Source organism: Pseudomonas sp. SYWMCR5 (assembly GCF_057197165.1).
On sequence record NZ_JBXUNH010000005.1, the window covers coordinates 182978 to 207841 of the forward strand.

Below are 24864 nucleotides of genomic sequence, written 5' to 3' on the forward strand. Positions count from 1 at the left end.
CCCTACCGAACTGCGACCCCTCGGCAGCTGCAGGCGTTCCACCCAGGCAGATGAATGGTAGTCTGCAGGTTTCCCGCTCACCGGTCCGTGCCATGTCCGATCCGCTTTCCTCCCGCCAGCGCCGCGCCTGGGGCCTGGCCTGGCAATTCGTGCGTCCCTACCGCCGGCAGGCCATGCTTGCCTTGCTTGCACTGATCGTCACGGCAGCCATCACCCTGTCCATGGGCCAGGGCATTCGCCTGCTGGTGGACCAGGGGTTCATGACCGGTTCTGCGCACCAGCTCAACCAGACGATTGCGCTGTTCATGGTGCTGGTGCTGGCCCTGGCGGTTGGAACCTTCAGCCGCTTCTACCTGGTGTCGTGGATTGGCGAGCGCTGCGTCGCCGACATTCGCCGTGCCGTGTTCGATCACTTGATCGGGCTGCATCCGGGGTTTTTCGAGGATAACCGCAGCTCGGAGATCCAGTCGCGCCTGACCGCCGACACGACGTTGCTGCAATCGGTGATCGGCTCGTCGCTGTCGATGTTCCTGCGTAATGCGCTGATGGTGCTGGGCGGGGTGGTGTTGCTGTTCGTCACCAATCCCAAGTTGACCAGTATCGTGGTGCTGGCCTTGCCGCTGGTGCTGTCGCCGATCCTGCTGTTCGGCCGGCGGGTGCGCAGCCTGTCACGCCAGAGCCAGGACAGGGTCGCTGACGTCGGCAGCTACGTCGCCGAAACACTGGGGCAGATCAAGACGGTGCAGGCCTACAACCATCAGGCTCACGATCGCCAGTTGTTCACCGACACCGTCGAGGCGGCTTTCGATGTGGCGCGCCAGCGCATTGCCCAGCGGGCCTGGTTGATCACCGTGGTGATCGTTCTGGTCCTGGGCGCCGTGGCAGTGATGCTCTGGGTGGGCGGCATGGATGTGATTGCCGGGCGCATCTCCGGGGGCGAGCTGGCCGCGTTCGTGTTCTACAGCCTGATCGTCGGCAGTGCCGTGGGCACCTTGAGCGAAGTGATTGGCGAGTTGCAGCGGGCTGCCGGGGCCGCCGAGCGTATTGCCGAATTGCTCGCGGCAAGCAGCGCGATCGTACCGCCGTCGCAGCCTTCGACACTGCCGGGCGCGCGGGCCAACGGGCAGATCGAGTTGCGCGATGTGCACTTCGCCTATCCATCACGTCCGTCGGTGGCGGCCATCGATGGCCTTAGCCTGGTCATCGCACCTGGGCAGACAGTGGCGTTGGTGGGGCCGTCTGGGGCGGGCAAGTCGACGCTGTTCGACCTGCTACTGCGTTTTCACGACCCGCAGACGGGCAGTATTCTGCTCGACGGACAGCCGATAGCAGCGCTCGACCCCGACGACCTGCGTCGCCAGTTCGCCCTTGTGGCGCAGAATCCTGCGCTGTTTCGCGGCACGGTCGAGGCGAATATCCGCTACGGAAGGCCGCAGGCGAGTGCCGCCCAGGTCGAGGCCGCGGCGCGCAGTGCCCATGCTCACGAATTCATCCAGCAATTGCCCCAGGGCTACCAGACGCTGCTGGGCGAGGGTGGCATCGGTCTGTCGGGTGGGCAGCGCCAGCGCCTGGCGATTGCCCGGGCGCTGCTGGTGGATGCACCGGTGCTGTTGCTCGATGAGGCCACCAGCGCGCTCGACGCGCAGAGCGAGCACCTGATCCAGCAGGCCTTGCCGCAGTTGATGGCCGGGCGTACCACCTTGGTGATCGCCCACAGGTTGGCGACCGTGCAGCATGCCGATCGCATTGCGGTGATCGACAAGGGCAAGGTGGTTGCTGTCGGCAGTCATCGCCAGCTGGTCGAGGAGAACCCGCTCTATGCCAGGTTGGCGGCGCTGCAGTTCGCTGCAGGCAGCGCCTGAATCGCGATCAGGCAGGCACGAAAAAGCCCGCACTGAGGCGGGCTTTTTCGAAGGATCTGGTCGGAGAGACAGGATTCGAACCTGCGGCCTTCTCGTCCCGAACGAGACGCGCTACCTGGCTGCGCTACACTCCGATTTCGAAAATCCTACTGCATCGTATTTTTGAACGCAAGCCCTTGTTGTTAAAAGGCCGTTAGCTCAAAACGAGGTGCAGATCAGAGCTCCTTGACGGTGCGAATCTGATCCTTGTTGATGCGTGTACGCTTGCCATCGAGTTGTTCGAATTCGTAGAAGCCGGAGTCTTCGTCGTAGGAAGGTTTGTCCACGGCCTGAATCTCGCGGCCGTCGTTCAAGGTGATGACGGTTGGCGAAGCGCAACCGGCGAGGGTGGCCAGGCCCAGGGCGAGCAGGAAGGCGGGAATTGTCCGTTGGATCATCGTGTTTCTCCAGTGCGATGGTGCTTGATGACGTTATGACGCGAGGCGTCCTTGCAAAGTTCCTCGCACAGTCGAGCATAGCGGCAATCAGTGGGCATTGACCAAGAACAAGGCTGCCTTGTGATATAACTGGCGCATTCTTTCCCCCTGCGACGGACCCCCATGAAAGCCAAGGCAGATACCCCCTTCGTGCCGTTGAACATTGCCGTGCTGACGGTCAGCGACACCCGTACCTTCGACACCGACACTTCCGGGCAGATGTTCGTCGATCGCCTCAGCGCCGCAGGCCACCGCCTGGCCGAACGGGTGCTGCTCAAGGATGACCTCTACAAGATCCGCGCCCAGGTCGCCACCTGGATCGCCGACGACCTGGTACAGGTGGTGCTGATCACCGGCGGCACTGGCTTCACTGGCCGCGACAGCACCCCCGAGGCCGTCGCTTGCCTGTTGGACAAGCAGGTCGATGGCTTCGGCGAGCTGTTCCGGCAGATCTCGGTGCCGGACATCGGCACCTCCACCGTGCAGTCGCGTGCCCTTGCGGGCCTGGCCAACGGCACCCTGGTGTGCTGCCTGCCCGGCTCGACCAATGCGGTGCGCACTGGCTGGGACGGCATCCTCGCCGAGCAGCTCGATGCCCGCCATCGCCCCTGCAATTTCGTCGCGCACCTGAAGCAGTCGCAGGCCTGTGAAAGCCGTGGCTGAGGCGGCGCCGAGCCGGCCGTTGATGCCGGTGGAAGAGGCCCTCGAGCGCCTGTTGGCACTGGCCGAGGCGGCGCCGATCGACGAAGTCGAGGTGGTCGCGCTGGCCGATGCCGAAGGGCGGGTGCTGGCCAACGATCTGTTCGCCACGCTCGACCTGCCGCCTTGGCCCAACAGTGCCATGGACGGCTACGCCCTGCGCCTGGCTGACTGGCAGGGCGAGCCCCTGGCGGTCAGCCAGCGCATCTTCGCAGGGCATGCGCCGCAGCGGTTGCAGCCAGGCACCTGTGCACGCATCTTTACCGGCGCCCCCCTGCCCGAAGGCGCCGACTGTGTCGAAATGCAGGAAAACGCCGAAGTGCTGGACGATGGCCGCGTACGTTTTCTCGAGGCGCTGGCGCCGCAACAGAACGTGCGCCCCAAGGGCCAGGAAACCCGCGCTGGCGAGCAGGTGATGGCTGCCGGCACATTGTTGGGCCCGATCGAACTGGGCCTTGCCGCCACCTTGGGCCACGGCCAGCTTCAGGTGCGGCGCCGGGTGCGGGTCGCGGTGTTGTCGACCGGTGACGAGTTGGTCGAGCCGGGGTTGCCGCTGGGCCCCGGGCAGATCTACAACAGCAACCGCCGACTGCTGGTCAGTTGGCTGCAGCGTATGGGCTGCGAAGTCATCGATGCGGGCATCCTCGCCGATGACCTGGTGTTGACCCGCCAGTGCCTGGCCAACCTGGGCGATGTCGACCTGATCCTGTCTACCGGCGGTGTGTCGGTGGGGGAAGCCGACTATCTGGGAATGGCTCTGCGCGAAGCTGGCGAGCTGGCACTGTGGAAGCTGGCGATCAAGCCGGGCAAGCCGCTGACCTTCGGCCACTTCCGCGGCGTGCCGGTGATCGGCCTGCCGGGTAACCCGGCGTCCACCTTGGTCACCTTCGCCTTGCTGACACGTCCCTACTTGCTGCGTCGCCTGGGTGTCCAGCAGGTCACGCCGCTGCGCTTCGATGTGCCGGCTGGTTTCGACTGGCCCAAGCCAGGCAATCGCCGCGAGTACCTGCGCGCGCGGATCGAGGGTGGGCAGGTACGCATCTACTCGAACCAGAGCTCGGGCGTACTGCGCAGCGCAGCCTGGGCAGAAGGGCTGGTCGAGGTGCGCGAGGGCAGTACGGTGAGCCCGGGCGATAGCGTGGCATTCATCCCGTTCAGCGAGCTACTTGGCTAGCATCCCGCCGAGCGGCGTGGTCTGCGCCGGGGCCAGTTGAGTCAGGCGCATGTGCACGTTCTCCAGTTGCTGGGCGGCAACGCTCCAGTCATGGCGCTGCCGGGCGAACTGTCGCCCGGCTTCCCCCAGTTGGGTCATGCGCCACGGCTGGTTGAGCAATTGGGTCAGCAGCAGCGCCAGCTGGCTGCCGTCGTCACTGCCCAGGTAGTGTTCGCCATTGTTCACCGCCAGGCCCGAAGCGCCCTTGCCGGTGGTGATCACCGGCAGCCCGGCAGCCATCGCTTCGAGAATCTTCACCTTCGACCCTCCGGCATAGCGCAGCGGCGCGAAGAACAGTGCCGAGCGCCGTTGCACTTCGCGAAGGTCGGGGCGGTAGCCAAGCCATTCGATGCGTGGGTCGTTCCAGTGCAGTTTCCAGTGCGCGGGCAGGGCATGCCCGGCGATGGCCAGGCGCACTGCAGGATTGCTCTGCCAGACCTGGGGCAGGATGTCTTCCAGTGCCCACTCGATGGCTTCCAGGTTCGCGCCGTATTCGAAATTGCCCACGAACAACAGGCGCTGACTGTGCAGGGCCGGTTGCACATGCTGGTAGTGATCGCAATCGACGCCGTTGACCACCACGTTCACCGCCCGCCCGCTGATCTGCCCGATCAGCTCGGCGTCGTGCGGGCTGACCGCCACGACTTCGTTGGGCTGGCGCAGCACGCGCTGCTCCCAGCGCCGGTAGCGCCAGCGATCGAACGCGTTGAGCGGGCGTAACCACAAGGGCAGGCGATCGTGGCAGGCTGCGCCCATCACTGACTCGAGGGTGTGTTCGCTGAGCAGGTAGGGCAAGCCGCGCCGTTGCAGGGCCTTCTCGAAGGGCTGAAAGGCATAGCTGTGTTCGATCTGGATGACATCCCACGGCTCGTCCAGCAATTGCTCGAAGCGGTGCCGAAGGCAGGGCGCCAGGCCATTGATGATGGCGCGCATGGGGTAGTCGATGATGGGCGAGGCGAGCAGGTTGAGCGGGCTCTGCACGGGGCGCCGGGGCAACACGATCAGGCGTTCGAGCAGTGGTTCGAGGGCCTGTCGCGCAGGATCGGACAGTGGCACCTTGGACTGCACCAGCAAGGTGATGCGATGGCCGTGATGTGCCAGTTCGCGCAGCAGGTGGTACTGGCGGGTCTTGCTGCCGCTGGTAGTGGGCCAGGGCAGATAGGGCAATGTCCAGAGAATACGCATGACCGCTCCTGTCAGGTGAGGGCTGCACAAGGGTCAATAATCTGACTGTGTGGCGGGGCTCTCTTAAGCGTAGCCAAGTATTTGTCGAATGATGGCCTGGGTTGAATTTTGCGCCGCCGTGCAGCAATTGCCGGTTGCCTGTGGTCGAGATTGGAGTTGGCGTCTTATACGGAGAATCTCGGATGCGCGGGCACAAGGCGATGTTGATCCTGCATGGCAAGCAGGCCATGAACGAAGAGGTGCGCAGCGCCGTGGGCGTGCGACGCGAGCGTGGGCAGGTACTGGATGTGCGTCTGACCTGGGAAGCAGGGGATGCCCGGCGCCTGGTCGAAGAAGCCCTGGCGGCCGGTTACACGCAGGTGGTGGCCGGCGGTGGCGACGGCACCCTGCGCGATATCGCCGAGGCCATGGCCCAGGCGCAGGCCAACGCCAGCCTGGCCCTGTTGCCGCTGGGCACTGCCAACGATTTTGCCCGCGCCGCCGGGGTGCCATTGGAGCCGGCCGCCGCCTTGGCCTTGCTGGATGTGCCGGCCCGGCCCATCGACCTGGGGCGGGTAGGTGAGCAGATGTTCCTCAACATGGCCACCGGTGGCTTTGGCAGCCAGGTGACGGCCCATACGTCCGAAGACTTGAAGAAGGTACTGGGTGGGGCGGCCTACCTGTTCACCGGGCTGTCGCGCTTCAGTGAGTTGCAGGCCGCATCGGCGGCCCTGCACGGGCCGGATTTCCACTGGCAGGGGCAGTTGCTGGCGTTGGCCATCGGCAACGGTCGCCAGGCGGGCGGCGGCCACGTGCTGTGCCCCGAGGCGCTGGCCGATGACGGCTTGCTGGAGGTCGCGATTCTGCCTGCACCCGAGGCGATGGTGGGCGCATTGCGCGACTTGCTGACGGGCGAAGAACTGTTCGTGCGGGCGCGCCTGCCGTGGGTCGAGATCGGCCAGGCCGAGGGCTTGGATATCAACCTGGACGGAGAGCCGTTGCAGGCCGGTAGCCTGCGTTTCGAGGCGGCGCCGGGTGCCCTGCGCGTGCACCTGCCCGCAGACTCGCCGCTGCTCAGTCGTCCAGGCTGATGATCTTCTCGCGTACGGCGAACAGCACCAGGCCTGCGACATCGTAGATCTGCAGGCGCTTCATGATCTGCGAGCGATGGGTTTCAACGGTCTTGATCGACAGCCCCAAGCCTGCGGCGATCTCGCGGGTGGATTTGCCACGCACGATCAGGCGCAGGATTTCCAGTTGCCGGGCGGTGAGATTGTGGCGATCGCTGCTTGGCTGTTTGTTCGCCTGAGCGCGCAGCAGGGCCTGGTTGATCACCGTGTGGGCGATGGCCGGGCTGAGGTAGCGCTCGCCGTTGCGCAAGGCGGCCAGGGCGTGCTCCAGCTCGTTGGCGGTGGTGTCCTTGAGCAGGTAGCCGTGGGCGCCGCTTTCGAGGGCTCGCATGATCAGGTCGGGGTCGGTGTGCATCGACAGGATCAGCACCTTGCAGGTGCAACCGTTTGCGCGCAACTGCGTCAGGGCGTCGAGGCCGTTGGTCGAGCGCATCGAGATGTCCAGCAGGACGATGTCGGGGGCCAGGCGCTGGACCATCTCCAGCAGGTGCTGGCCGTCATCGGCTTCACCGACCACGGTGTAGCCGGGAATATCCGACACCAGCGCGCGGACGCCGGCACGAATCAGCGAATGGTCGTCGATCAGCAGCAGTCTAATCATCGGTGGCGGGTGTCCTGGCACGTTCCTGGCTGCGTGCAGGCCAGGGGAACAGTGCTTCTATCCGGGTGCCGGCACCGGGCTGGCTGGTCACGCTCAGGGTGCCTTGCAGGGCGGTGGCCCGTTCCTGCATGCCGGCCATGCCGCGTTGCCCGGCCTCGCCCGGTTTGCTGTTCGGCACGAAGCCTTGGCCGTCATCGATGATCGACAGCAGCAACCCGGCTGGGGTGCGTTGCAGGCTGATCAGCAAATTGCGCGCCTGGGCATGGCGCAGCACGTTAGTGACCGCTTCCTGGGTGATGCGAAAGGCAGCCATGGTCACTTCGTCGGAGATGCCGCCCAGGCGCTGGTTGCACTCCAGGCTCCAGTGCACCTCGCTGTTCTCGAGGGCGCGCAGCAGGTGCGCGCGCAGGCTGGCTTCCAGGCCCAGGCTGGCGAGCTGCCGTGGGTTGAGCAACGCCGAGACGTCACGCACGTTGCCCAGGGTGTCGTCGAGGGTCTTGCGCAGGGTATCGCACTGCGCCTGCAGCGGTGCAGGCACCCGACGTTGCAACCAGTCGAGCTGAAGCTTGGCGGCGGTGAGCAATTGGCCGATGTCATCGTGCAGCTCGCGGCTCAGGTGCTGACGCTCGCTTTCCTGGACCTTGAGCATGCGGTCGGCCAGCTCTGCCGGCAGCAGGTTGATCGACCTGGCACGACGGCGCAGGTGCCAGCCGGCCCCGAGCAGGGCAGCCAGCTGCAGCGCCAGGGCACCGGCCGACAAAGGTTGCCCGTTGCTGTAGAGCACCAGGTTGGTGACCAGCGATGCCACGCACAACACGGCGGTCGCCCCACGCAGCAAGGCGGTGCGAGAGCGACAACACAGGGAAATCTTCAAGCGTGGGAGCATAGATAGGAAAGCCACTGAATTATTGCCGGCGCAGGTCGCCAATCTCTCTGGAGAATCGTGAGTGTCCTGCCTTTCAACCAAAAACGAGCCCTGTTGTAATCGTTGAAGAGCCGTTGGGCGTTCGTTCATTTGCGCGCATGGTATCACTTCGAGTTGGTTTGGTCCCGGCTGGTTAGTTGCCTGGAATCAAGGTAATTCCGAGGCATGACAGTGGGGGGCAGCGCTCGGTAAGTGGCAATAAGCCATTATCGTTTGAAAAGGCAGGAACTTCCAAATTCAACTAACGGGGCGAGGCTGCAGGAACTAGACAGAACTTGTACAACTTGCCAGCTAGTTGTGTGTTTGAGGCTGGCCAGTTAGACGAGTTACGCAGGGCCACATCGCTAATCTTTGCGAGTTGATGTGGCGTAGGTGTGCTTGGGCTCGATGTGAATGTTGAGCAGTTGGGCATGCACGCAGTGGCGCTCGTTCTCCTCGCACAGGGCACAGGCGTGGGGGAGTGGTTGATCCAGCACGTCGGCCAGGGTGACCAGCAGCAGGTGCTGCTCGCTGCTGTCCAGGTTCAGGTGTCCGGTGCGGGCATCGACCAGTTCCAGTTGCCAGGCCAGCAGTGTCAGGCAGTCGGCCAGTGCCGGTAGCGCGCCCAGCGGCAGGTTGCGACTGGTGCAGCCAGGCGCCAGCAAGCGGTGCAGGGTTGAGGCGTAATGGGCGATCTCGAGCACGCCCGAGGCGTCGGCTCGACGGGCGAGGGTGTCGAGGGCTTCGCTCAGGCAATGGCAGGCGTCAGCGTCGTTGCTGATCAGCTCCAGGTGTTGCAGGCACTCCTGGGACTCGTTCAGCAGGACCTGCGCATCCAGCAGGAAATCCTGAAGGATCGCGGTATTCAAGAGCGCCCGTTCCATCATGAAACTCCAACACGCTGGGTTGGAGCAGGGGTTGGCCACACCGAGATGTTCGCTGACAAGAGCCTGACTCCGTTCATGCAGTGAGAATGGCGTCACATTAATGGCTAATGGATATTGCGAATATCAGGTTGCTCCCGATTGCTCCTAGGGGTTTCCCTGATGATGTCTCAGTGGCGGTGATACGTCCGCAGCGCGGCGGATGGGGAGGGATGTGGCAGCAGTAAAGCATGATGGTAAAGTGATATCAATCGCCGCCCGGGCATTTTTCTGCAGGGGTCAAGCTCCGGCAGATTGTGCCGATACAGGGCGGATGTATCCACTTTTTCCGGCTCAGAGCCAGGGGGTTGCGCAATGGCTGGCATTCTCGACACGGTAGATCAACGCACGCAATTGGTAGGCGAGAACCGCCTGGAAATCCTCATGTTCCGCCTGGCGGGGCGACAGCTGTTCGCGATCAACGTGTTCAAGGTGCAGGAGGTGCTGCAACTGCCCAAGCTGACCCTGATGCCGCAGCGCCACACCTTCGTCTGTGGCGTGGTCAACCTGCGCGGCCAGACCCTGCCGGTGATTGACCTGTCCCAGGCGATCGGCATGCGGCCGCTGCAGCCAGGGCCGGACAGCACCATCATCGTCACCGAGTACAATCGCTCGGTACAGGCTTTCCTGGTCGGCGGGGTCGATCGCATCGTCAACATGAACTGGGAAGCTATCATGCCGCCGCCCACCAGCGCCGGCCGCCAGCATTACCTGACCGCGATCACCAAGGTCGACGAGAAACTGGTGGAGATCATCGACGTGGAGAAGGTGCTGGCCGAGATCGTGCCCTACAGCGCCAAGGTCTCCCGCGACAAGCTCGAAGACCCGGTACTGGCCCGTGCCCGCGGTCGTGAAGTGCTGCTGGTGGACGACTCCAGCGTGGCCCTGGCCCAGCTGCGTGACACCTTGTCGCAGCTGGGTGTGAAGCTGCACATCGCCAGTGATGGCCTGAAGGCGCTGCGCATGCTCAAGGGCTGGGCCGATGCCGGCGAAGACGTCTGCGAAAAGCTGCTGATGATCTTCACCGATGCCGAAATGCCAGAGATGGACGGTTACCGCCTGACCACCGAGATCCGCAACGACCCACGTCTGCGCGGGCTGTACGTAGTGCTGCACACGTCGCTGTCGGGCAGCTTCAACGAGTCGATGGTGAAGAAGGTCGGCTGCGACAACTTCCTCTCCAAGTTCCAGCCGGACCGCCTGGTGGATGTGGTGCGCGAGCGCCTGTCGCTCGATCACGTGGCAGTCTGATACCTGCACACGCCGCGTGGTGGGTATAAGCTTGGCTTTTCGACTGGCACGAGGCGGGCGGGGATGTTTCTGAGTGCGTTGTACCGGTATCCGGTGAAGTCTTGTCAGGCGCAGAGCCTGGGCGAGTCGAAGGTGGATGCCATGGGGCTGTCGGGCGACCGGCGCTGGATGGTGGTCGAGCAGGACACCGGGCGCTTCCTTACCCAGCGCGCCTGGCCGCAATTGGGGCGGCTCACGGCCACCTGTGGCGATGGGGAGAGCCTGCTGCTGGAAACCCCCGGGCAGGCGCCGCTGAGGGTCAAGGTGCCGGGTGCCGATGACGACCTGCGCGGCGTGACCATCTGGCGCGACACCTTGCGCGTGCCCGACGCCGGCGACGAGGCCGCGGCGTGGCTCAGCCAGATGCTCGGCAAGGCGGTACGTCTGGTGCACTGCCCGCAGCAGCGGGCACGCTATCTGCCCAGCGGCTATGGGCTCAACAGTGACCGCGCGGCCTTCCCCGACGGCTTTCCTTTATTGCTGATCGGCCAGGGCTCGCTCGATGAGCTCAATCGGCGCATCGGCCGGCCAATGCAGATGCTGCGTTTTCGCCCCAACCTGGTGGTCGAGGGTGCCGAGGCGTTTGCCGAAGATGGCTGGAAGCGCATCCGTATCGGCGACATGACCCTGCGGGTGCTCAAGCCCAGCGTACGCTGCATCCTCACCACCCTCGATCCGCAGACGGGTGAGCGCAGTGGCGACCGGGAGCCGTTGACCACCCTCAAGACCTTCCGCGAGCGGGAAGGGGATGTGCTGTTCGGGCAGAACCTGGCGGTCGATGGCAGCGGGCGACTTGAAGTCGGCATGCCGGTCGAGGTACTCGAGTAACCGACGGCTGGCGCAGGCGACGAAACGCGGGGTGAGGTTCATAATCGGCGCTTAATCCCGTTTTGTTGCACTGCGCATCCACTTACCCGGAGATTTCCCATGCACGTACTGCTCTGCGAGGACGACGACCTGATCGCCAGCGGCATCTGCGCCGGCCTCACGGCCCAGGGCCTGACAGTCGATCGGGTCGCCAGCGCCTCGGCGGCACGTGCACTGCTCCAGGCAGCCCAGTTCGATGTGATGATCCTCGACCTGGGGTTGCCCGACGAAGACGGCCTCAAGCTGCTGCGTCGCCTGCGCCAGCAAGGCGAGGTGCTGCCCGTGCTGGTGCTCACGGCCCGTGATGCGGTCACCGACCGGGTCGATGGCCTGCAGGCCGGCGCCGACGACTACCTGCTAAAACCTTTCGACCTGCGTGAGCTGGCGGCGCGCCTGCACACGCTCCTGCGCCGGGTGGCCGGGCGCGCGGTGAATGTCATCGAGCACGGCCCCTTGGTCTATAACCCCAGCAGTTGCGAGGCGACCCTGGCCGGTCGTCCGGTCGATCTGTCCCGGCGCGAACAGGCCTTGCTTCAGGCCTTGCTGCAGAACCCCGGGCGCGTGCTGTCCAGCGAACAGCTCAAGGATTGCGTGTATGGCTTCAGCGATGAAGTCGAGAGCAATGCCCTCAACGTTCATATCCACCACCTGCGGCGCAAGCTTGGCAACAGTATCGTCGAGACGGTGCGCGGGCTGGGTTATCGCCTGGGTGCGGCGCAGGCCCCGCAGGAGACCGCACCATGAGCCTGCGGGTTCGTCTGTCGCTGATCCTGGGCAGTGCCTTCATCCTGATCTGGATCCTGGCGGCGGCCTGGATGTTGCGCGACCTGCGCCAGCAGATGATGTTCTCCCTCGACCAGCGCCTGGTGGCCTCGGCGCGGATGGTCGCGGGCCTGGTCGACCAGTTGCCGCAGCCGCTGGGGGCCAAGGGCCGGGATGCGCACTTCGCCGCCGACCAGTTCAGCGTGCCGGACGGTATGGCCTGCCAGGTCAGCTCCCTGCGCGGCGAGATCCTCGCCAGCAACCACAAGCATGATGGCAGCATGGACGATCAGCGCAGCGGCTTCCGTGACCAGACGATCGACGGCAGTTCATGGCGCACCTTCACCTACAACCATGGCGATGTGCGGATCACCACGGCCGATCGCCATCAGGAACGCGAGGCGCTCAACCAGTCGATCCTGCTGGCCGCTTCGGCACCGGTGCTGATGGCCTTGCTCGGCAGCCTGGGGTTGCTGTGGATTGGTCTGGGCAAGGGGCTGGAGCCGCTCAACCGCATGCGTGACGCCCTGCGCAAGCGTCGCGCCGACAGCGTCGAACCCTTGCAGGTGGCGGGCATGCCCAGCGAACTGCAACCCTTGCTGGAAACCCAGAACCAGCTGTTCCTGCGTATCGCCCAGACCATCGAGCGCGAGCGACGCCTGACCGATGATGCCGCTCACGAACTGCGCAGTCCGCTGACGGCCATCAAGACCCACCTGCAAGTGGCGCGCATGACCGACGGTAGTGTGCGCGAGCAGGCCCTGGAGCACGCCGAGCAGGGCGCCGACCGCATGCACCGGACCTTGGAGCAGTTGCTGATGCTGGCGAGGGTCGAGGGCAGCCTGTCGTTCGAAGATGGCGTGCTGTGCAGTGCCGAACAAGTCGCGCGCCAGGCGGTGCAGGATGCCGGTGGCGGTGACAACCGGCGAATCGTCGTGCGTCTGCCTGAAGAGGCCACCCGCATCTATCTGGGTATGCCCGCACCCTTGGCGGTGGCGGCGCTGCGCAACCTGCTGGACAACGCCCTGCGCCATGGCGGCAACGAGGCGGTGGAGCTGGAGGTGCAGATGGCCGATGGGCAGGTGGGCTTCCTGGTTCGCGATCATGGCCCGGGTATCGCCGACGAGGACCTCAAGCACCTGACCGAGCGTTTCTGGCGCAACAGCAAGAGTGTCGGCAGCGGGCTGGGCTTGGCGATTGTCCAGGCGATCGTCCAGCGCTGCGCGGGCAGCTTGCGTTTCGACAGCCGCAGTGACGGGCTGCGGGTCTGGCTGCAGGTGCCGACGCGGGAGGCTCGGGCCTGATCATCGGCCAATGTGGCATTTCGCGGGTGCGCCTGTGAAATGCCACATTGGCCCCCGAATCTGCTAAATCCACACCCCACTCAAGCGTCTCCCAAGCGATGACTTCCCGACACACATCCGGTTACAGGGACGTGGCGGGCATTCCTACTTGCTTGCGAGGGTTCGCCGATGTCTACCGCTTCCAGCCTTGCCCAGGCACTGCCGGCCGTTGCGCCGGAATCTCTGTACCACTTCGAGGATTCAGCCTTGCTGTTGCGTCAGCAGCAACAGGAATCCAATGCCCGCAGCTACCCGCGTCGCATTCCGCTGGCGCTCAAGCGTGCCCGTGGTATCCATGTCGAGGACGTCGAAGGCCGCCAGTTCATCGACTGCCTCGCCGGTGCCGGCACCCTGGCGCTGGGGCACAACCACCCGGTTGTGGTCGAAGCGATCCAGCGCGTACTGGCCGATGAGCTGCCGCTGCACACCCTCGACCTGACCACGCCGGTCAAGGATCGATTCGTTCAGGACCTGTTCGCGGTGCTGCCCGAGGCACTGCGTCGCGAGGCGAAGATCCAGTTCTGTGGGCCAACCGGCACCGACGCGGTGGAAGCCGCATTGAAGCTGGTGCGTACCGCCACCGGACGCAGCACGGTGCTGGCCTTCCAGGGGGCCTACCACGGCATGACTCAGGGTGCGCTGAGCCTGATGGGCAGCCTGGGGCCGAAACAGCCCTTGGGCGCGCTGCTCAACAGCGGCGTGCAGTTCATGCCCTATCCCTACGACTACCGCTGCCCGTTCGGCCTGGGCGGCGAGGCGGGGGTACGTGCCAACCTGCATTACCTGGAAAACCTGCTGCTCGACCCGGAGGCCGGGGTGCAGCTGCCAGCGGCAGTGATTCTTGAGGTGGTCCAGGGCGAGGGCGGTGTGATTCCGGCCGATATCGAGTGGCTGCGCGGCGTGCGCCGTATCACCGAGCAGGCTGGGGTAGCGCTGATCGTCGACGAGATCCAGAGCGGCTTCGCCCGCACCGGGCGCATGTTCGCTTTCGAGCACGCGGGTATCGTGCCGGACGTGGTGACCCTGTCCAAAGCCATTGGTGGCAGCCTGCCGCTGGCGGTAGTGGTCTACCGCGACTGGCTCGACACCTGGGCGCCTGGCGCTCACGCCGGGACCTTCCGTGGCAACCAGATGGCCATGGCCGCCGGGTCCGCAGTGATCAATTACCTGGTGGAGCATCGCCTGGACGAACACGCCGCCGCCATGGGCCAGCGCCTGCGCGGCCACCTGCAACACCTGCAGCGTGACTATCCGCACCTGGGTGATATTCGCGGCCGAGGCTTGATGCTGGGGGTCGAGTTGATCGATCCGGACGGTGCGCTGGATGCCCTCGGTCACCCAGCCGCGTCACGCACCCTGGCACCGAAGGTTCAGCGCGAGTGCCTCAAGCGTGGCCTGATTCTCGAGCTGGGCGGCCGGCATGGCGCAGTGGTGCGTTTCCTGCCGCCACTGATCATCAGCGCCGAACAGGTCGATGAAGTGGCTGACCGCTTCGCCCGTGCCGTCCAGGCGGCAGTGGCAAGCGACTGATCGAAGCCTGCGGGGGCTGTGCACCACAGCCCCCGCAGTGTTCATGCTGCGCTGGCCTTGCGCGCCGCGGTTTGTGGTTGCAGCAGAGCGAACAGGTCCTTCGGGTTCTCAAGCTCGGGGACCAGCGCAATGTCCTGGCCGATATCCAGCGCCTTGGCCACATCCAGCACATAGCGCAGCGCCGAATAATCCTCCAGGGCAAAGCCTACCGAGTCGAACAGGGTCACCTGCGCGGCGTTCTCGCGACCGGCAGCTATCCCTTCGACCACTTGCCAGAATTCGGTGGTCGGCGAATCCGCCGGCATCTGCTGGATTTCACCCTCGATGCGGCTCTGCGGTTCGTACTCGACGATCACCCGTGCGCGCTCGACGATCTCGCGGTGCAGTTCGGTCTTGCCTGGGCAGTCGCCGCCCACGGCGTTGAGATGCATGCCCGGCTCGATCATTTCGGGGGTGAGAATGGTGGCATAGGCCTTGTCGGCGGTGACCGTGGTGACGATGTCTGCACCGCGTACCGCATCGGCCACGGACGCTGCGATGATCAGCTTGAGCTTGGGGTAGCCGGCCAGGTTAGCCGCCAGTTTCTGCGAGGCGGCGCGGTCGATGTCGAACAGGCGAATCTCTTCGATGCCGAGCAGGGTGTGGAAGGCGATGGCCTGAAACTCGCTTTGCGAACCGTTGCCGATCAGCGCCATGCTGCGGCTGTCCTTGCGTGCCAGGTAGCCTGCGGCCAGGGCCGAGGTGGCGGCGGTGCGAATAGCGGTGGTCAGGGTCATTTCGCTGAGCAGCACCGGGGCGCCGGTGTCGACATCGCCCAGCGCACCGAACGCCATCACGGTGAGCAAGCCATTGTGGGTGTTCTTGGGGTGACCGTTGACGTACTTGAAGGCGTACAGGCTGGCGTCGGACACCGGCATCAGCTCGATCACGCCATCGGGCGAGTGGTTGGCCAGGCGCGGGCACTTCTCGAAATCGTGCCAGCGCAGGTAGTCGTCACGAATGTATTCGGCCATTTCGGCCAGGCAGGTGGGCAGGCCCTTGCGGTTGACCAGGCGGGCGAGGTCTTGCACGTCGATATAGCGGGTCATGGAGTGCTCCTTTGGGGCTCAGTGGCGCGAGGGAAGGTGGACTTCGGCGAGCATGCAGCGTGCGCTGCCACCGCCAATGCGTTCGATGTGGTCGATGTCGACCACCAGCGGATGACTGTGACGCTCGACCTGGCGGCGTTGGCCGGCGTCCAGCGAGCGCCAGGCGTTGCGCGACATCACCAGCAGCGAGCGGCCGCTGCGGTCGTGCACTTCGAGCATGTTGCCGGCGAAGCCCTCCAACTGGTCGAAACCTAGTGCCAGCACCTCCTTGCCGGTGTCGCGCAGGGAATGTTCGAGGGTGCGGCGTTCGTCGGCGTGGGGCAGGGCGTCTAAGCAGGCGACGGCCAGGGTGCGACCGACGTTCATCATCACGTTGCTGTGATAGATCGGTGCCTGCTGGCGATCGAGGGCGTGGAACAGGCACAGGCGGTAGCCGAGGCGTTCGGCGAACTGGCGCAGCGCCTGTTCGTGGGTGCGACCGGAATGGCAGGCGTAGCTGATACGGTGTTCGCGATCCAGCACCATGCTGCCGGTGCCTTCGAGGAACAGATTCTGCTGCTCCAGTGGGCTCAGGTCGATGGTGCGCTCGATGGCGAAACGCTCTTCGATCACCTGCAGCACACCCTTCTCACGCTCCAGGCGACGGTTGTGACCTTCCATCGGGTAGAGCACCAGGCTGCCATCGGCATGGCTGCTCCACCAGTTGTTGGGGAAGATCGAGTCTGGGGTGTGCGGTTCGGGCGTGTCCTGCACCACCAGCACCTCGACGCCGTGCTGGCGCAAGGTCTGCACGTAGCCGTCGAACTCTTCGAGGGCTTTGCTGCTGGCCGCGTCAGGGTCCAGGGGGGCATTCTGGAAACGGTTGTTCAGGGCGGTGTCGGGGTTGAAGGCGAACCGCGCCGGGCGAATCATGAGGACGGTATTTGTTGTTTGCATTGGGCACGCATCCACAGGTGGGCTGTGTGTCCATTTTCCGGTGCGGCAGTGGGAAAAGCCTGCTGAACGGCAGGTAGTCGGCAGCGGCTCCAGCTGAAATGGTGGATGTGGCAGCGGAATCGGCTGTGGAGCCCTAGCTCAGGCCCGCTCAGCCTGCGGCCGTCGAGCGCAGCCGCTTGTACAGCGTCGTGCGGCTGATCCCCAGCGCCCGCGCCACCGATGAAAGATTACCGTTGGCTTCGTGCAGCAGGGCGTTGAGGTCTTGCCCGGTGTCGGACCGTTCAGGTGTGGGCAGGGGCGTCGCAGCTTCCGCCAGGAACGCCGCTGGCAGGTGCTCCTCGCCGATGGCATCAGGCCCGGCCAACGCCAGGGCAACCTGCATCACGGTCACCAGCTCGCGCAGGTTTCCCGGCCAGGGATGCTGTTCGAGCAGCGCCAGTATCCGCGGCGACAAGCGTTGTACCTGCCCGGGTTCGCGGTAACGCGCATGCACCTGCTCGATCAGCGCCCGCCGATCGCTGCGCTCGCGTAGCGGGGGCAGTGCCAGTGCCAGCCCGGCGATGCGGTAGTAGAGGTCTTGGCGAAAACGCCCGGCCCGGACTTCGGCAGCCAGGTCCAGGTTGCTCGCCGAGACCACGCGAATGTCCACCGCCACCGGCTCACCGCTGCCCAGCGGCTGGATGCAGCGCGACTGCAGTACGCGCAACAGGCGGGCTTGGGTTGGCAGGGGCATGTCGCCAATTTCGTCGAGAAACAGAATGCCGCCGTCAGCCTTGCGGATCAGCCCGGTGTTGCCTTTGTGGTGGGCACCGGTGAAGGCGCCTTTCTCGTAGCCGAACAATTCCGACTCCACCAGTTCTGCCGGGATCGCCGCGCAGTTCACCGCGATCAGTGGCTGGTCGGCGCGGCTGCTGGCCTGGTGCAGGGCATTGACGAAGACTTCCTTGCCAACGCCTGTCTCGCCCTGGATCAGCACTGGAATATCCTTTTCCAGCAGCAGGCCGGCCTGGGCCAGCGCCTTGCTCACGCGAGGGTCGCTGCTCGGGGGTGTGCTGCGCACAGGTTGATGCGGTGCGCGCCACTGGCAGTGGAAACGGTGGCGACCGGCGACCTGCAGGGCGAAGGCGCTTTCCTGAGGGTGGGCGAGAATCTGTTTCAGCGAGGTCTGGAACAGCTGTTCGAGCGTGCACTGCCGCGGATCCTGGCCCAGCAGGCTGTCGGCGCGATGATTGGCGGCCAGCACTCGCCCATGCTCGTCGAACAGCAGCAAGCCGGCCCAGGGGCTGTCGAGGTTGTCGGGTGCGGTATTGAACAGCAGTTGCCCGTGCCGGTCGCTGTGGGCGGCGAGAATCAGGCGATTCTCCAGGCTCTGGCCCATCATGCGCACCAGGCCGAGGGTCTGGGCGACGGGCAGGTAGCCATCGCTTGAGACATCCAGTACGCCCACCAGCCGACGCTCGGCATCGAACAAGGGCGCGGCGGCGCTGGCCATGTAGCGGTTCTGGCGCAGGAAATGTTCGTCCTGGCCGACGTGGATGGCCTCACCGCAGGCCAATGCCGTGCCCAGCGCATTGGTGCCCACGCCGCGTTCCTGCCAGTGCGCGCCTGGGGTGAAACCGTGCTGCTGGCGCGGCTCGACGAAGCGCCGCGTCCCCCAGGCATCGAGCAGGCAGCCGCCGGCATCGGCGAGCATCACCAGGTAGCTGGAGTTGCCCAGCAGGTGTGTGTACTGCGGCAGTACTGCGTCGCGGGTCAGTTGCAGCAGGGCCTGACGATGCTCGAGCAGTTCGTTCAGTTGTGCGCCGGTCAGGCAGTCGAAATCCGGCGCGCTGTGCGGTTGCAGGCCGTATTCGCGGCAGCGGGCCCAGGAGGCCTGGATCAGGTGGGCGTGGGTCGGGGTGTCAGCGGCCATGGGCCTGTCCCTGTGTGATTGTTGTTGTCGGCGACCGCCCTTGAGTGTCGTTCACAACTGTTCATTGTCAATGCCGTGATTGTTCAACTGTCCAGCGAAACTGTTCATTTGTGTTCGCAGGCGAACAGGGTGCTGCTGCGTAGAGCCGGTGCCAGAGCGTTCGGCGGTTTCTGGCACGGTTCTGGCTCCGTTCGGCGGACAACAATCACAAGAAGGCTACGCCATGACCCTGGTGCTGGAGCAGGTCAGCCGCCACGTCGATAACCAGGCCTGGATCGCCGAGGCCAGTCTGCGTTTCGAGCCGGGCTCGTTCAACGTGCTGCTTGGCCGTACCCTGTCTGGCAAGACCAGCCTGATGCGTCTGATGGCCGGCCTGGATCGCCCGGACAGCGGGCGGGTGCTGATGGATGGCGAGGACGTCACCGGGCGCCCGGTGCGTGAACGCAATGTGTCGATGGTCTATCAGCAGTTCATCAATTACCCCACCCTCAGCGTGTTCGAAAACATCGCCTCACCGCTGCGCCAGGCGCGCCTGCCGGAAGCGCAGATTCGCCAGCGGGTGCACCAGACGGCCGAGATGCTGCGCATCGAAGCCTATCTGCAGCGCTTGCCGCTGGAGCTTTCCGGGGGACAGCAGCAGCGCACGGCGATGGCCCGCGCGTTGGTCAAGGACGCTTCGCTGATCCTCTTCGACGAGCCGCTGGTCAACCTCGACTACAAGCTGCGTGAAGGGCTGCGCCAGGAGCTGCGCGCGCTGTTCGCCGAGCGCAACTGCATCGCTGTGTATGCCACCACCGAGCCGAACGAAGCCTTGGCCCTGGGCGGCACCACCACCATCCTTCATGAAGGGCGGCTGCTGCAAAGCGGCCCCACCGCCGAGGTCTACCACAAGCCTTGCAACGTGCTGGCCGCCGAGTTGTTCTCGGAGCCGCCGATCAACCTGGTCAGCGGGCGGGTCGCGGGCAACGAGGTGAGCTTGGCCGGCGCTGTGCACTTCGCCCGTACCGACGATCTGCGCGCCCTGGCCGATGGCGACTACCGCTTCGGTGTGCGCCCCAGCCACATCACCCTGGTGCCGTCCCATGACGACGACCTCGAGCTGACCGTGCTGGTCGAGTTGGCTGAGATCAGCGGCTCGGAGACCTTCCTGCATGTGCGCAACGAGCACTGGCGGATGATCCTGCACCTGCCGGGTGTGCACGAATATCAGGTGGACACCCAGGTCCCGGTGTTCATCCCCACCCACAAGCTGTTCGTCTTCGACAGCACCGGTCAATTGGTACAGGCCCCTGGCCTGCGCCAGGGGAGGCGCCGCTGATGGCCGAGATCCGCTTGCATCGCCTGGCCCATAGCTACAGCCGCCAGCCCGCCAGCGCTGCCGACTATGCCTTGCACGAGCTCGAGCACGTCTGGGAGCAGGGCGGGGCCTACGCCTTGCTCGGGCCTTCCGGCTGCGGCAAGTCGACCTTGCTCAACATCATTTCCGGCCTGCTCAGTCCGTCCCAGGGAGAGGTGCAGTTCGACGGTCAGCCGGTCAATGCGCTGTCGCCGCAGCAGCGCAACATTGCCCAGGTGTTCCAGTTCCCGGTGGTGTACGACACCATGAGCGTGTTCGACAACCTGGCCTTCCCCCTGCGTAACCAGGGCCTGGACGAGCTGCGGGTGAAGGCGCGTGTCGAAGAGATCGCCGAGGTGCTCGACCTGGGGGCGGTGCTGAAGAAAAAGGCGCGCAACCTGAGCGCCGACGAAAAGCAGAAGGTCTCGATGGGCCGCGGCCTGGTGCGCGACGATGTGTCGGCGATCCTTTTCGACGAGCCGCTGACGGTGATCGATCCGCACTTGAAATGGAAGCTGCGGCGCAAGCTCAAGCAGATTCACGAGCAGTTCAACATCACCATGATCTATGTCACCCACGATCAGCTGGAGGCCTCGACCTTCGCCGACAAGATCGCGGTGATGCACGGTGGGCGCATTGTCCAGTTCGGCACCCCGCGCGAATTGTTCGAGCGCCCGCGCCACACCTTCGTGGGCTACTTCATCGGCAGCCCCGGGATGAACCTGATCGATGTGCGTGCCGAAGCCGATGGCGTGAGTTTCGGCGGCCTGCACCTACCATTGCCGGATGGCCTGCGCGAGCGCCTGGCCGAGCAAGCGGGCGAGCGCTTGCAGGTGGGGATTCGTCCAGAGTTCGTGCAGGTCTGGGACCGCCCGATCGATGATGCCTTCGAGGCCCAGGTCCTGGATGTAGAAGACCTGGGCACCTACCGCATCCTCACCCTGGAGTTGGCGGGCGTCACCCTCAAGGCTCGCATGGGTGAGGACCGTCCCCTGCCTGAAGGGCGCGCATGGGTCAGCCTGCCGGCGCAGTGGCTGATGCTCTACGTCGATGACCTGCTGCTGGAGGCCGCGCCATGAACAAGGTGCCGAACAACAAGGCATGGTGGCTGGTGCTGCCGGTGTTCCTGCTGGTGGCCTTCAGCGCCGTGGTGCCGATGATGACGGTGGTCAACTATTCGGTGCAGGACATCTTCGACGCCTCCAACCGCTACTTCGTCGGTGCCGACTGGTACCGCCAGGTGTTGCGAGACCCCGCATTGCACGATGCGCTGTTGCGTCAGTTCATCTATTCGGGCTGCGTGCTGCTGATCGAGATCCCGCTGGGCATCGCTATCGCCCTGACCATGCCGACCAAGGGGCGCATGGCCTCGGTGTGCCTGATCATCATGGCCATTCCACTGCTGATCCCGTGGAACGTGGTCGGCACCATCTGGCAGATCTTCGGCCGCGCCGATATCGGGCTGCTTGGGGCTACCTTGGCCAAGCTTGGGGTCAGCTACAACTATGCGGGCGATCCGCTGGATGCCTGGGTCACGGTGCTGGTGATGGATGTCTGGCACTGGACCTCGCTGGTAGCGCTGCTGTGCTACTCGGGGTTGCGCGCCATTCCCGACGTGTACTACCAGGCTGCGCGCATCGACCGCGCCTCGGGTTGGGCGGTGTTTCGCCATATCCAGCTGCCGAAGCTCAAGAGCGTGCTGCTGATCGCGGTGATGCTGCGCTTCATGGACAGCTTCATGATCTATACCGAGCCTTTCGTGCTCACGGGCGGCGGGCCGGGCAATGCCACCACGTTCCTCAGCCAGACCCTCACGCGCATGGCGGTCGGGCAGTTCGACCTGGGGCCGGCGGCGGCGTTCTCGCTGGTGTACTTCCTGATCATCCTGCTGGTGTCGTGGCTGTTCTATACCGCCATGACCCACGCCGACAAGGAGTAGGCCATGACCTTGCGCAAAGCGGTGCCTTTGCTGCTGTACTTCTTCTTCCTGCTGGTGCCGATCTACTGGCTGTTGAACATGTCGTTCAAGAGCAATACCGAGATCCTTGGCGGGCTGACCCTGTGGCCGCAGGCGTTCACCTTCGACAACTATCGGGTCATTTTCACCGACCCGAGCTGGTACAGCGGCTACCTCAACTCGTTGTACTACGTGTGCCTGAACACGGTGATCTCTCTGGCGGTGGCCTTGCCGGCGGCGTATGCGTTCTCGCGTTATCGTTTTCTCGGTGATCGCCACCTGTTCTTCTGGCTGCTGACCAACCGCATGGCGCCACCGGCGGTGTTCCTGCTGCCGTTCTTCCAGCTGTATTCGTCCATCGGCCTGTTCGACACGCACATTGCCGTGGCCCTGGCCCACTGCTTGTTCAATGTGCCGCTGGCGGTGTGGATCCTGGAGGGGTTCATGTCGGGGGTGCCAAAAGAGATCGACGAAACCGCCTACATCGATGGTTACAGCTTCCCGCGTTTCTTCGTGAAGATCTTCGTGCCGCTGATCGGCTCCGGGATCGGCGTGACAGCCTTCTTCTGCTTCATGTTCTCGTGGGTCGAGTTGCTGCTGGCGCGAACCTTGACCTCGGTGAGCGCCAAGCCGATTGCGGCGGTGATGACCCGCACCGTGTCGGCCTCGGGTATCGACTGGGGAGTGCTGGCGGCCGCCGGGGTGCTGACCATCCTGCCTGGCATGCTGGTGATCTGGTTTGTCCGCAACCATGTGGCCAAGGGCTTTGCCCTGGGCCGGGTATAGGAGGGCGCAACGATGGAGTGGATGGCCTGGACCTTGCCCACGGCGCTGTTCTTTGTCGCCGTCGGCGTGCTGCTGTCGTGCATGACTGTGTTCGAGCTGCGTCGCCCCTGTGTGGAGCGGCGCGGTTTTCTGCCGCTCGTCACCAGTCGTGGCGACCGGTTGTTCATCGGCCTGCTGGCCAGTGCCTACCTGCACCTTGCGGTGATCGGCGCCAGCGACTGGCCGCTGTGGATGGCCTCGCTGCTGTCGCTGGCCTGGCTCGTGGTGGTGCTGCGCTGGGGTTAGCCCGGGGCGGCGGATCATTTCAATCGGGAGATCACAATGTTCGATAACGACAACAAGCGGCGACATTTGACTCTGGCCGCGGCGCTGCTGCTCGGCGGCCTGCAGGGCACGGCGTGGGCCGATCAGTACGAGGACGCGGCGAAAAAATGGATCGGCAGCGAGTTCAAGCCTTCCACCCTGAGTGCCGAGCAGCAGATGGCGGAACTCAAGTGGTTCATCAAGGCCGCCGAGCCGTTTCGTGGGATGAAGATCAACGTGGTGTCGGAAACCCTCACCACTCATGAGTATGAGTCCAAGGTACTGGCCAAGGCATTCAGCGAGATCACAGGCATCCAGCTCACCCACGACCTGTTGCAGGAAGGCGATGTGGTGGAGAAGCTGCAGACGCAGATGCAGTCGGACAAGAACATCTACGACGGCTGGGTCAACGACTCCGACCTGATCGGCACGCACTTTCGCTATGGCAAGGTGCAGTCGATCACTGACCTGATGGCCAACGAAGGCAAGGACTACACCTCGCCTACGCTCGACCTGAAAGACTTTATCGGTATTTCCTTCACCACCGCGCCAGACGGCAAGGTCTACCAGTTGCCTGACCAGCAGTTCGCCAACCTTTATTGGTTCCGCGCCGACTGGTTCGAGCGCCCTGATCTGAAGGCCAAGTTCAAGGAAAAGTACGGCTACGAGCTGGGTGTGCCAGTGAACTGGTCGGCCTATGAAGACATTGCCAAGTTCTTCACCGAAGACGTCAAGGAGATCGATGGCAAGCGTGTCTACGGCCATATGGACTACGGCAAGAAGGACCCTTCGCTCGGCTGGCGTTTCACCGATGCCTGGTTCTCCATGGCCGGTGGCGGCGACAAAGGCCTGCCCAATGGCTTGCCGGTGGACGAGTGGGGCATTCGCGTTGAGGACTGCCACCCGGTTGGCTCCAGTGTCACCCGTGGTGGCGACACCAACGGCCCGGCAGCGGTGTTCGCGACTCAGAAGTACGTGGACTGGCTGCGCGCCTATGCGCCGAAGGAAGCGCAGGGCATGACCTTCTCCGAGTCCGGCCCGGTGCCGGCCCAGGGCAATATCGCCCAGCAGATCTTCTGGTACACCGCCTTCACCGCCGATATGGTCAAGCCCGGGCTGCCAGTGGTCAACGCCGATGGCACGCCGAAGTGGCGCATGGCGCCGTCGCCGAAAGGGCCGTATTGGGAAGAGGGCATGAAACTGGGTTACCAGGACACCGGTTCCTGGACCTTCTTCAAGTCCACCCCCGAAAAGCAACGCCTCGCGGCATGGCTGTACGCACAGTTCGTGACCTCGAAAACCGTGTCGTTGAAGAAGACCATCGTCGGCCTTACGCCGATCCGCGAGTCGGACATCAACTCCCAGGCCATGACCGAGATGGCGCCCAAGCTGGGTGGGCTGGTGGAGTTCTATCGCAGCCCGGCCCGGGTGCAGTGGACCCCGACCGGCACCAACGTGCCTGACTACCCGCGCCTGGCGCAGCTGTGGTGGAGTCATATCGCCGAGGTGGCAAGTGGCGAGAAGACCCCGCAGGAAGCCCTCGACGGCCTGGCCCGTGACCAGGACCGCATGATGGAGCGGTTGCAGCGTTCCAACGCCCAGGCCACCTGTGCACCCAAGCTCAACCCAGAGCGTGATGCGCAGTACTGGTTCGACCAGCCGGGCGCGCCGAAACCCAAGCTGGCCAACGAGAAGCCGAAGGGCGAGACAGTCAGCTACAACGAGCTGCTCAAGTCGTGGGAAGAGGCGCGCAAGTGATCAGTTGCCGAACCGCTTAATGAA

The 24864-nt window shown here is 64.5% G+C and carries 23 protein-coding genes and 1 tRNA gene; 15 read left to right on the plus strand and 9 right to left on the minus strand.

Annotation, left to right across the window (positions count from 1 at the left end):
- Positions 1–92 precede the first annotated feature (92 nt).
- Positions 93–1862 carry an ABC transporter transmembrane domain-containing protein gene (locus AC2CGW_RS15365; RefSeq protein ID WP_484574256.1) on the plus strand — a complete coding sequence of 590 codons (1770 nt, stop codon included), beginning with the start codon at positions 93–95 and terminating at the stop codon, positions 1860–1862.
- A 57-nt stretch (positions 1863–1919) separates the two neighbouring features.
- On the opposite strand, the gene AC2CGW_RS15370 is transcribed toward AC2CGW_RS15365, so the two are convergent.
- A tRNA-Pro gene (locus tag AC2CGW_RS15370) sits at positions 1920–1996 on the minus strand.
- Positions 1997–2077: 81 nt separating this feature from the next.
- Positions 2078–2299, minus strand: a complete 222-nt coding sequence (locus AC2CGW_RS15375) for a YgdI/YgdR family lipoprotein (protein WP_186669630.1) — start codon at positions 2297–2299, stop codon at positions 2078–2080.
- Between the two features lie 162 nt (positions 2300–2461).
- Here AC2CGW_RS15375 and moaB point away from each other — a divergent pair, with 162 nt between their 5' ends.
- The gene (moaB, locus tag AC2CGW_RS15380; RefSeq protein ID WP_484574257.1) at positions 2462–3001 is read left to right on the plus strand and encodes a molybdenum cofactor biosynthesis protein B; all 540 of its coding nucleotides are present in this window, start codon (positions 2462–2464) and stop codon (positions 2999–3001) included.
- Positions 3002–3023: 22 nt separating this feature from the next.
- Positions 3024–4211 carry a molybdopterin molybdotransferase MoeA gene (locus tag AC2CGW_RS15385; protein ID WP_186669662.1) on the plus strand — a complete coding sequence of 396 codons (1188 nt, stop codon included), beginning with the start codon at positions 3024–3026 and terminating at the stop codon, positions 4209–4211.
- Here the strand turns inward: AC2CGW_RS15385 and AC2CGW_RS15390 are convergent.
- A complete protein-coding gene (locus tag AC2CGW_RS15390; RefSeq protein ID WP_186710469.1) occupies positions 4200–5435 on the minus strand; it encodes a glycosyltransferase family 4 protein in 1236 nt (411 codons plus the stop codon). The genes AC2CGW_RS15385 and AC2CGW_RS15390 overlap by 12 nt on opposite strands.
- A 182-nt stretch (positions 5436–5617) precedes the next feature.
- On the opposite strand from AC2CGW_RS15390, the gene yegS reads away from it, so the two are divergent.
- Positions 5618–6505 (plus strand): lipid kinase YegS, encoded by an 888-nt coding sequence (yegS, locus tag AC2CGW_RS15395; RefSeq protein WP_288375526.1) that lies wholly within the window; start codon positions 5618–5620, stop codon positions 6503–6505.
- On the opposite strand, the gene AC2CGW_RS15400 is transcribed toward yegS, so the two are convergent.
- The 3 genes from AC2CGW_RS15400 to AC2CGW_RS15410 form a co-directional block, all read right to left on the minus strand.
- Positions 6489–7145, minus strand: a complete 657-nt coding sequence (locus AC2CGW_RS15400; protein WP_411384135.1) for a response regulator — start codon at positions 7143–7145, stop codon at positions 6489–6491. The genes yegS and AC2CGW_RS15400 overlap by 17 nt on opposite strands.
- Complete coding sequence (locus AC2CGW_RS15405; RefSeq protein WP_186710456.1) at positions 7138–8031, minus strand: sensor histidine kinase; 894 nt, start codon at positions 8029–8031, stop codon at positions 7138–7140. The genes AC2CGW_RS15400 and AC2CGW_RS15405 overlap by 8 nt, the downstream gene beginning before the upstream one ends.
- 383 nt (positions 8032–8414) lie before the next feature.
- Positions 8415–8936, minus strand: coding sequence for a histidine kinase (locus AC2CGW_RS15410; protein WP_238343292.1), 522 nt, complete (start codon positions 8934–8936; stop codon positions 8415–8417).
- A gap of 351 nt (positions 8937–9287) precedes the next feature.
- Between AC2CGW_RS15410 and AC2CGW_RS15415 the strand changes: the two genes are divergently transcribed.
- From AC2CGW_RS15415 to AC2CGW_RS15435, 5 genes are all read left to right on the plus strand, one after another.
- Positions 9288–10223 carry a chemotaxis protein CheV gene (locus AC2CGW_RS15415; protein ID WP_186669622.1) on the plus strand — a complete coding sequence of 312 codons (936 nt, stop codon included), beginning with the start codon at positions 9288–9290 and terminating at the stop codon, positions 10221–10223.
- A 63-nt stretch (positions 10224–10286) separates the two neighbouring features.
- Positions 10287–11090 (plus strand): MOSC domain-containing protein, encoded by an 804-nt coding sequence (locus tag AC2CGW_RS15420; RefSeq protein WP_186669621.1) that lies wholly within the window; start codon positions 10287–10289, stop codon positions 11088–11090.
- A gap of 99 nt (positions 11091–11189) precedes the next feature.
- Positions 11190–11873: a response regulator gene (locus AC2CGW_RS15425; protein ID WP_186669619.1), complete on the plus strand. Its 684-nt coding sequence runs from the start codon at positions 11190–11192 to the stop codon at positions 11871–11873.
- Positions 11870–13195 (plus strand): ATP-binding protein, encoded by a 1326-nt coding sequence (locus AC2CGW_RS15430; protein ID WP_186669617.1) that lies wholly within the window; start codon positions 11870–11872, stop codon positions 13193–13195. The genes AC2CGW_RS15425 and AC2CGW_RS15430 overlap by 4 nt, the downstream gene beginning before the upstream one ends.
- Positions 13196–13363: 168 nt before the next feature.
- The gene (locus AC2CGW_RS15435) at positions 13364–14764 is read left to right on the plus strand and encodes a diaminobutyrate--2-oxoglutarate transaminase (protein ID WP_484574258.1); all 1401 of its coding nucleotides are present in this window, start codon (positions 13364–13366) and stop codon (positions 14762–14764) included.
- Positions 14765–14805: 41 nt separating this feature from the next.
- Here the strand turns inward: AC2CGW_RS15435 and AC2CGW_RS15440 are convergent, their stop codons facing one another.
- The 3 genes from AC2CGW_RS15440 to AC2CGW_RS15450 all read right to left on the minus strand — a co-directional run bounded on the left by AC2CGW_RS15440 (position 14806) and on the right by AC2CGW_RS15450 (position 18700).
- On the minus strand, positions 14806–15852 hold the full coding sequence (locus AC2CGW_RS15440; RefSeq protein ID WP_484574259.1) for an ornithine cyclodeaminase: 1047 nt from the start codon (positions 15850–15852) through the stop codon (positions 14806–14808).
- An 18-nt stretch (positions 15853–15870) separates the two neighbouring features.
- Complete coding sequence (gene ctlX, locus AC2CGW_RS15445) at positions 15871–16788, minus strand: citrulline utilization hydrolase CtlX (protein WP_186669611.1); 918 nt, start codon at positions 16786–16788, stop codon at positions 15871–15873.
- 148 nt (positions 16789–16936) lie between these two features.
- Positions 16937–18700 (minus strand): sigma-54-dependent Fis family transcriptional regulator, encoded by a 1764-nt coding sequence (locus AC2CGW_RS15450; protein ID WP_186710445.1) that lies wholly within the window; start codon positions 18698–18700, stop codon positions 16937–16939.
- Positions 18701–18923: 223 nt separating this feature from the next.
- Between AC2CGW_RS15450 and AC2CGW_RS15455 the strand changes: the two genes are divergently transcribed.
- From AC2CGW_RS15455 to AC2CGW_RS15480, 6 genes are read left to right on the plus strand one after another with little or no spacing between them, the layout of a single operon-like run.
- Positions 18924–20018 carry an ABC transporter ATP-binding protein gene (locus AC2CGW_RS15455; RefSeq protein ID WP_186669607.1) on the plus strand — a complete coding sequence of 365 codons (1095 nt, stop codon included), beginning with the start codon at positions 18924–18926 and terminating at the stop codon, positions 20016–20018.
- Positions 20018–21115, plus strand: coding sequence for an ABC transporter ATP-binding protein (locus tag AC2CGW_RS15460; RefSeq protein WP_484574260.1), 1098 nt, complete (start codon positions 20018–20020; stop codon positions 21113–21115). Before AC2CGW_RS15455 ends, AC2CGW_RS15460 begins: the two co-directional genes overlap by 1 nt.
- Complete coding sequence (locus AC2CGW_RS15465) at positions 21112–21975, plus strand: carbohydrate ABC transporter permease (RefSeq protein WP_186669603.1); 864 nt, start codon at positions 21112–21114, stop codon at positions 21973–21975. Before AC2CGW_RS15460 ends, AC2CGW_RS15465 begins: the two co-directional genes overlap by 4 nt.
- A 3-nt stretch (positions 21976–21978) precedes the next feature.
- Positions 21979–22779 (plus strand): carbohydrate ABC transporter permease, encoded by an 801-nt coding sequence (locus tag AC2CGW_RS15470; protein WP_186710442.1) that lies wholly within the window; start codon positions 21979–21981, stop codon positions 22777–22779.
- A 12-nt stretch (positions 22780–22791) separates the two neighbouring features.
- Positions 22792–23064, plus strand: a complete 273-nt coding sequence (locus AC2CGW_RS15475) for a DUF2160 domain-containing protein (protein WP_186719687.1) — start codon at positions 22792–22794, stop codon at positions 23062–23064.
- 36 nt (positions 23065–23100) lie between these two features.
- Positions 23101–24840, plus strand: a complete 1740-nt coding sequence (locus AC2CGW_RS15480) for an ABC transporter substrate-binding protein (protein WP_186669598.1) — start codon at positions 23101–23103, stop codon at positions 24838–24840.
- The last annotated feature ends 24 nt before the right edge of the window (positions 24841–24864 follow it).

Bases quoted from the DNA above. Each gene is read 5' to 3' on its own strand.
- AC2CGW_RS15410 (WP_238343292.1), bottom strand. From the start codon at position 8,936: ATGATGGAACGGGCGCTCTTGAATACCGCGATCCTTCAGGATTTCCTG.
- AC2CGW_RS15390 (WP_186710469.1), bottom strand. From the start codon at position 5,435: ATGCGTATTCTCTGGACATTGCCCTATCTGCCCTGGCCCACTACCAGC.
- AC2CGW_RS15365 (WP_484574256.1), top strand. From the start codon at position 93: ATGTCCGATCCGCTTTCCTCCCGCCAGCGCCGCGCCTGGGGCCTGGCC.
- AC2CGW_RS15385 (WP_186669662.1), top strand. From the start codon at position 3,024: ATGCCGGTGGAAGAGGCCCTCGAGCGCCTGTTGGCACTGGCCGAGGCG.
- yegS (WP_288375526.1), top strand. From the start codon at position 5,618: ATGCGCGGGCACAAGGCGATGTTGATCCTGCATGGCAAGCAGGCCATG.
- moaB (WP_484574257.1), top strand. From the start codon at position 2,462: ATGAAAGCCAAGGCAGATACCCCCTTCGTGCCGTTGAACATTGCCGTG.
- AC2CGW_RS15465 (WP_186669603.1), top strand. From the start codon at position 21,112: ATGAACAAGGTGCCGAACAACAAGGCATGGTGGCTGGTGCTGCCGGTG.
- AC2CGW_RS15480 (WP_186669598.1), top strand. From the start codon at position 23,101: ATGTTCGATAACGACAACAAGCGGCGACATTTGACTCTGGCCGCGGCG.
- AC2CGW_RS15425 (WP_186669619.1), top strand. From the start codon at position 11,190: ATGCACGTACTGCTCTGCGAGGACGACGACCTGATCGCCAGCGGCATC.
- AC2CGW_RS15475 (WP_186719687.1), top strand. From the start codon at position 22,792: ATGGAGTGGATGGCCTGGACCTTGCCCACGGCGCTGTTCTTTGTCGCC.
- AC2CGW_RS15430 (WP_186669617.1), top strand. From the start codon at position 11,870: ATGAGCCTGCGGGTTCGTCTGTCGCTGATCCTGGGCAGTGCCTTCATC.
- AC2CGW_RS15405 (WP_186710456.1), bottom strand. From the start codon at position 8,031: ATGCTCCCACGCTTGAAGATTTCCCTGTGTTGTCGCTCTCGCACCGCC.
- AC2CGW_RS15470 (WP_186710442.1), top strand. From the start codon at position 21,979: ATGACCTTGCGCAAAGCGGTGCCTTTGCTGCTGTACTTCTTCTTCCTG.
- AC2CGW_RS15400 (WP_411384135.1), bottom strand. From the start codon at position 7,145: ATGATTAGACTGCTGCTGATCGACGACCATTCGCTGATTCGTGCCGGC.
- AC2CGW_RS15420 (WP_186669621.1), top strand. From the start codon at position 10,287: ATGTTTCTGAGTGCGTTGTACCGGTATCCGGTGAAGTCTTGTCAGGCG.
- AC2CGW_RS15440 (WP_484574259.1), bottom strand. From the start codon at position 15,852: ATGACCCGCTATATCGACGTGCAAGACCTCGCCCGCCTGGTCAACCGC.
- AC2CGW_RS15450 (WP_186710445.1), bottom strand. From the start codon at position 18,700: ATGGCCGCTGACACCCCGACCCACGCCCACCTGATCCAGGCCTCCTGG.
- AC2CGW_RS15415 (WP_186669622.1), top strand. From the start codon at position 9,288: ATGGCTGGCATTCTCGACACGGTAGATCAACGCACGCAATTGGTAGGC.
- AC2CGW_RS15460 (WP_484574260.1), top strand. From the start codon at position 20,018: ATGGCCGAGATCCGCTTGCATCGCCTGGCCCATAGCTACAGCCGCCAG.
- AC2CGW_RS15455 (WP_186669607.1), top strand. From the start codon at position 18,924: ATGACCCTGGTGCTGGAGCAGGTCAGCCGCCACGTCGATAACCAGGCC.
- AC2CGW_RS15435 (WP_484574258.1), top strand. From the start codon at position 13,364: ATGTCTACCGCTTCCAGCCTTGCCCAGGCACTGCCGGCCGTTGCGCCG.
- AC2CGW_RS15375 (WP_186669630.1), bottom strand. From the start codon at position 2,299: ATGATCCAACGGACAATTCCCGCCTTCCTGCTCGCCCTGGGCCTGGCC.
- ctlX (WP_186669611.1), bottom strand. From the start codon at position 16,788: ATGCAAACAACAAATACCGTCCTCATGATTCGCCCGGCGCGGTTCGCC.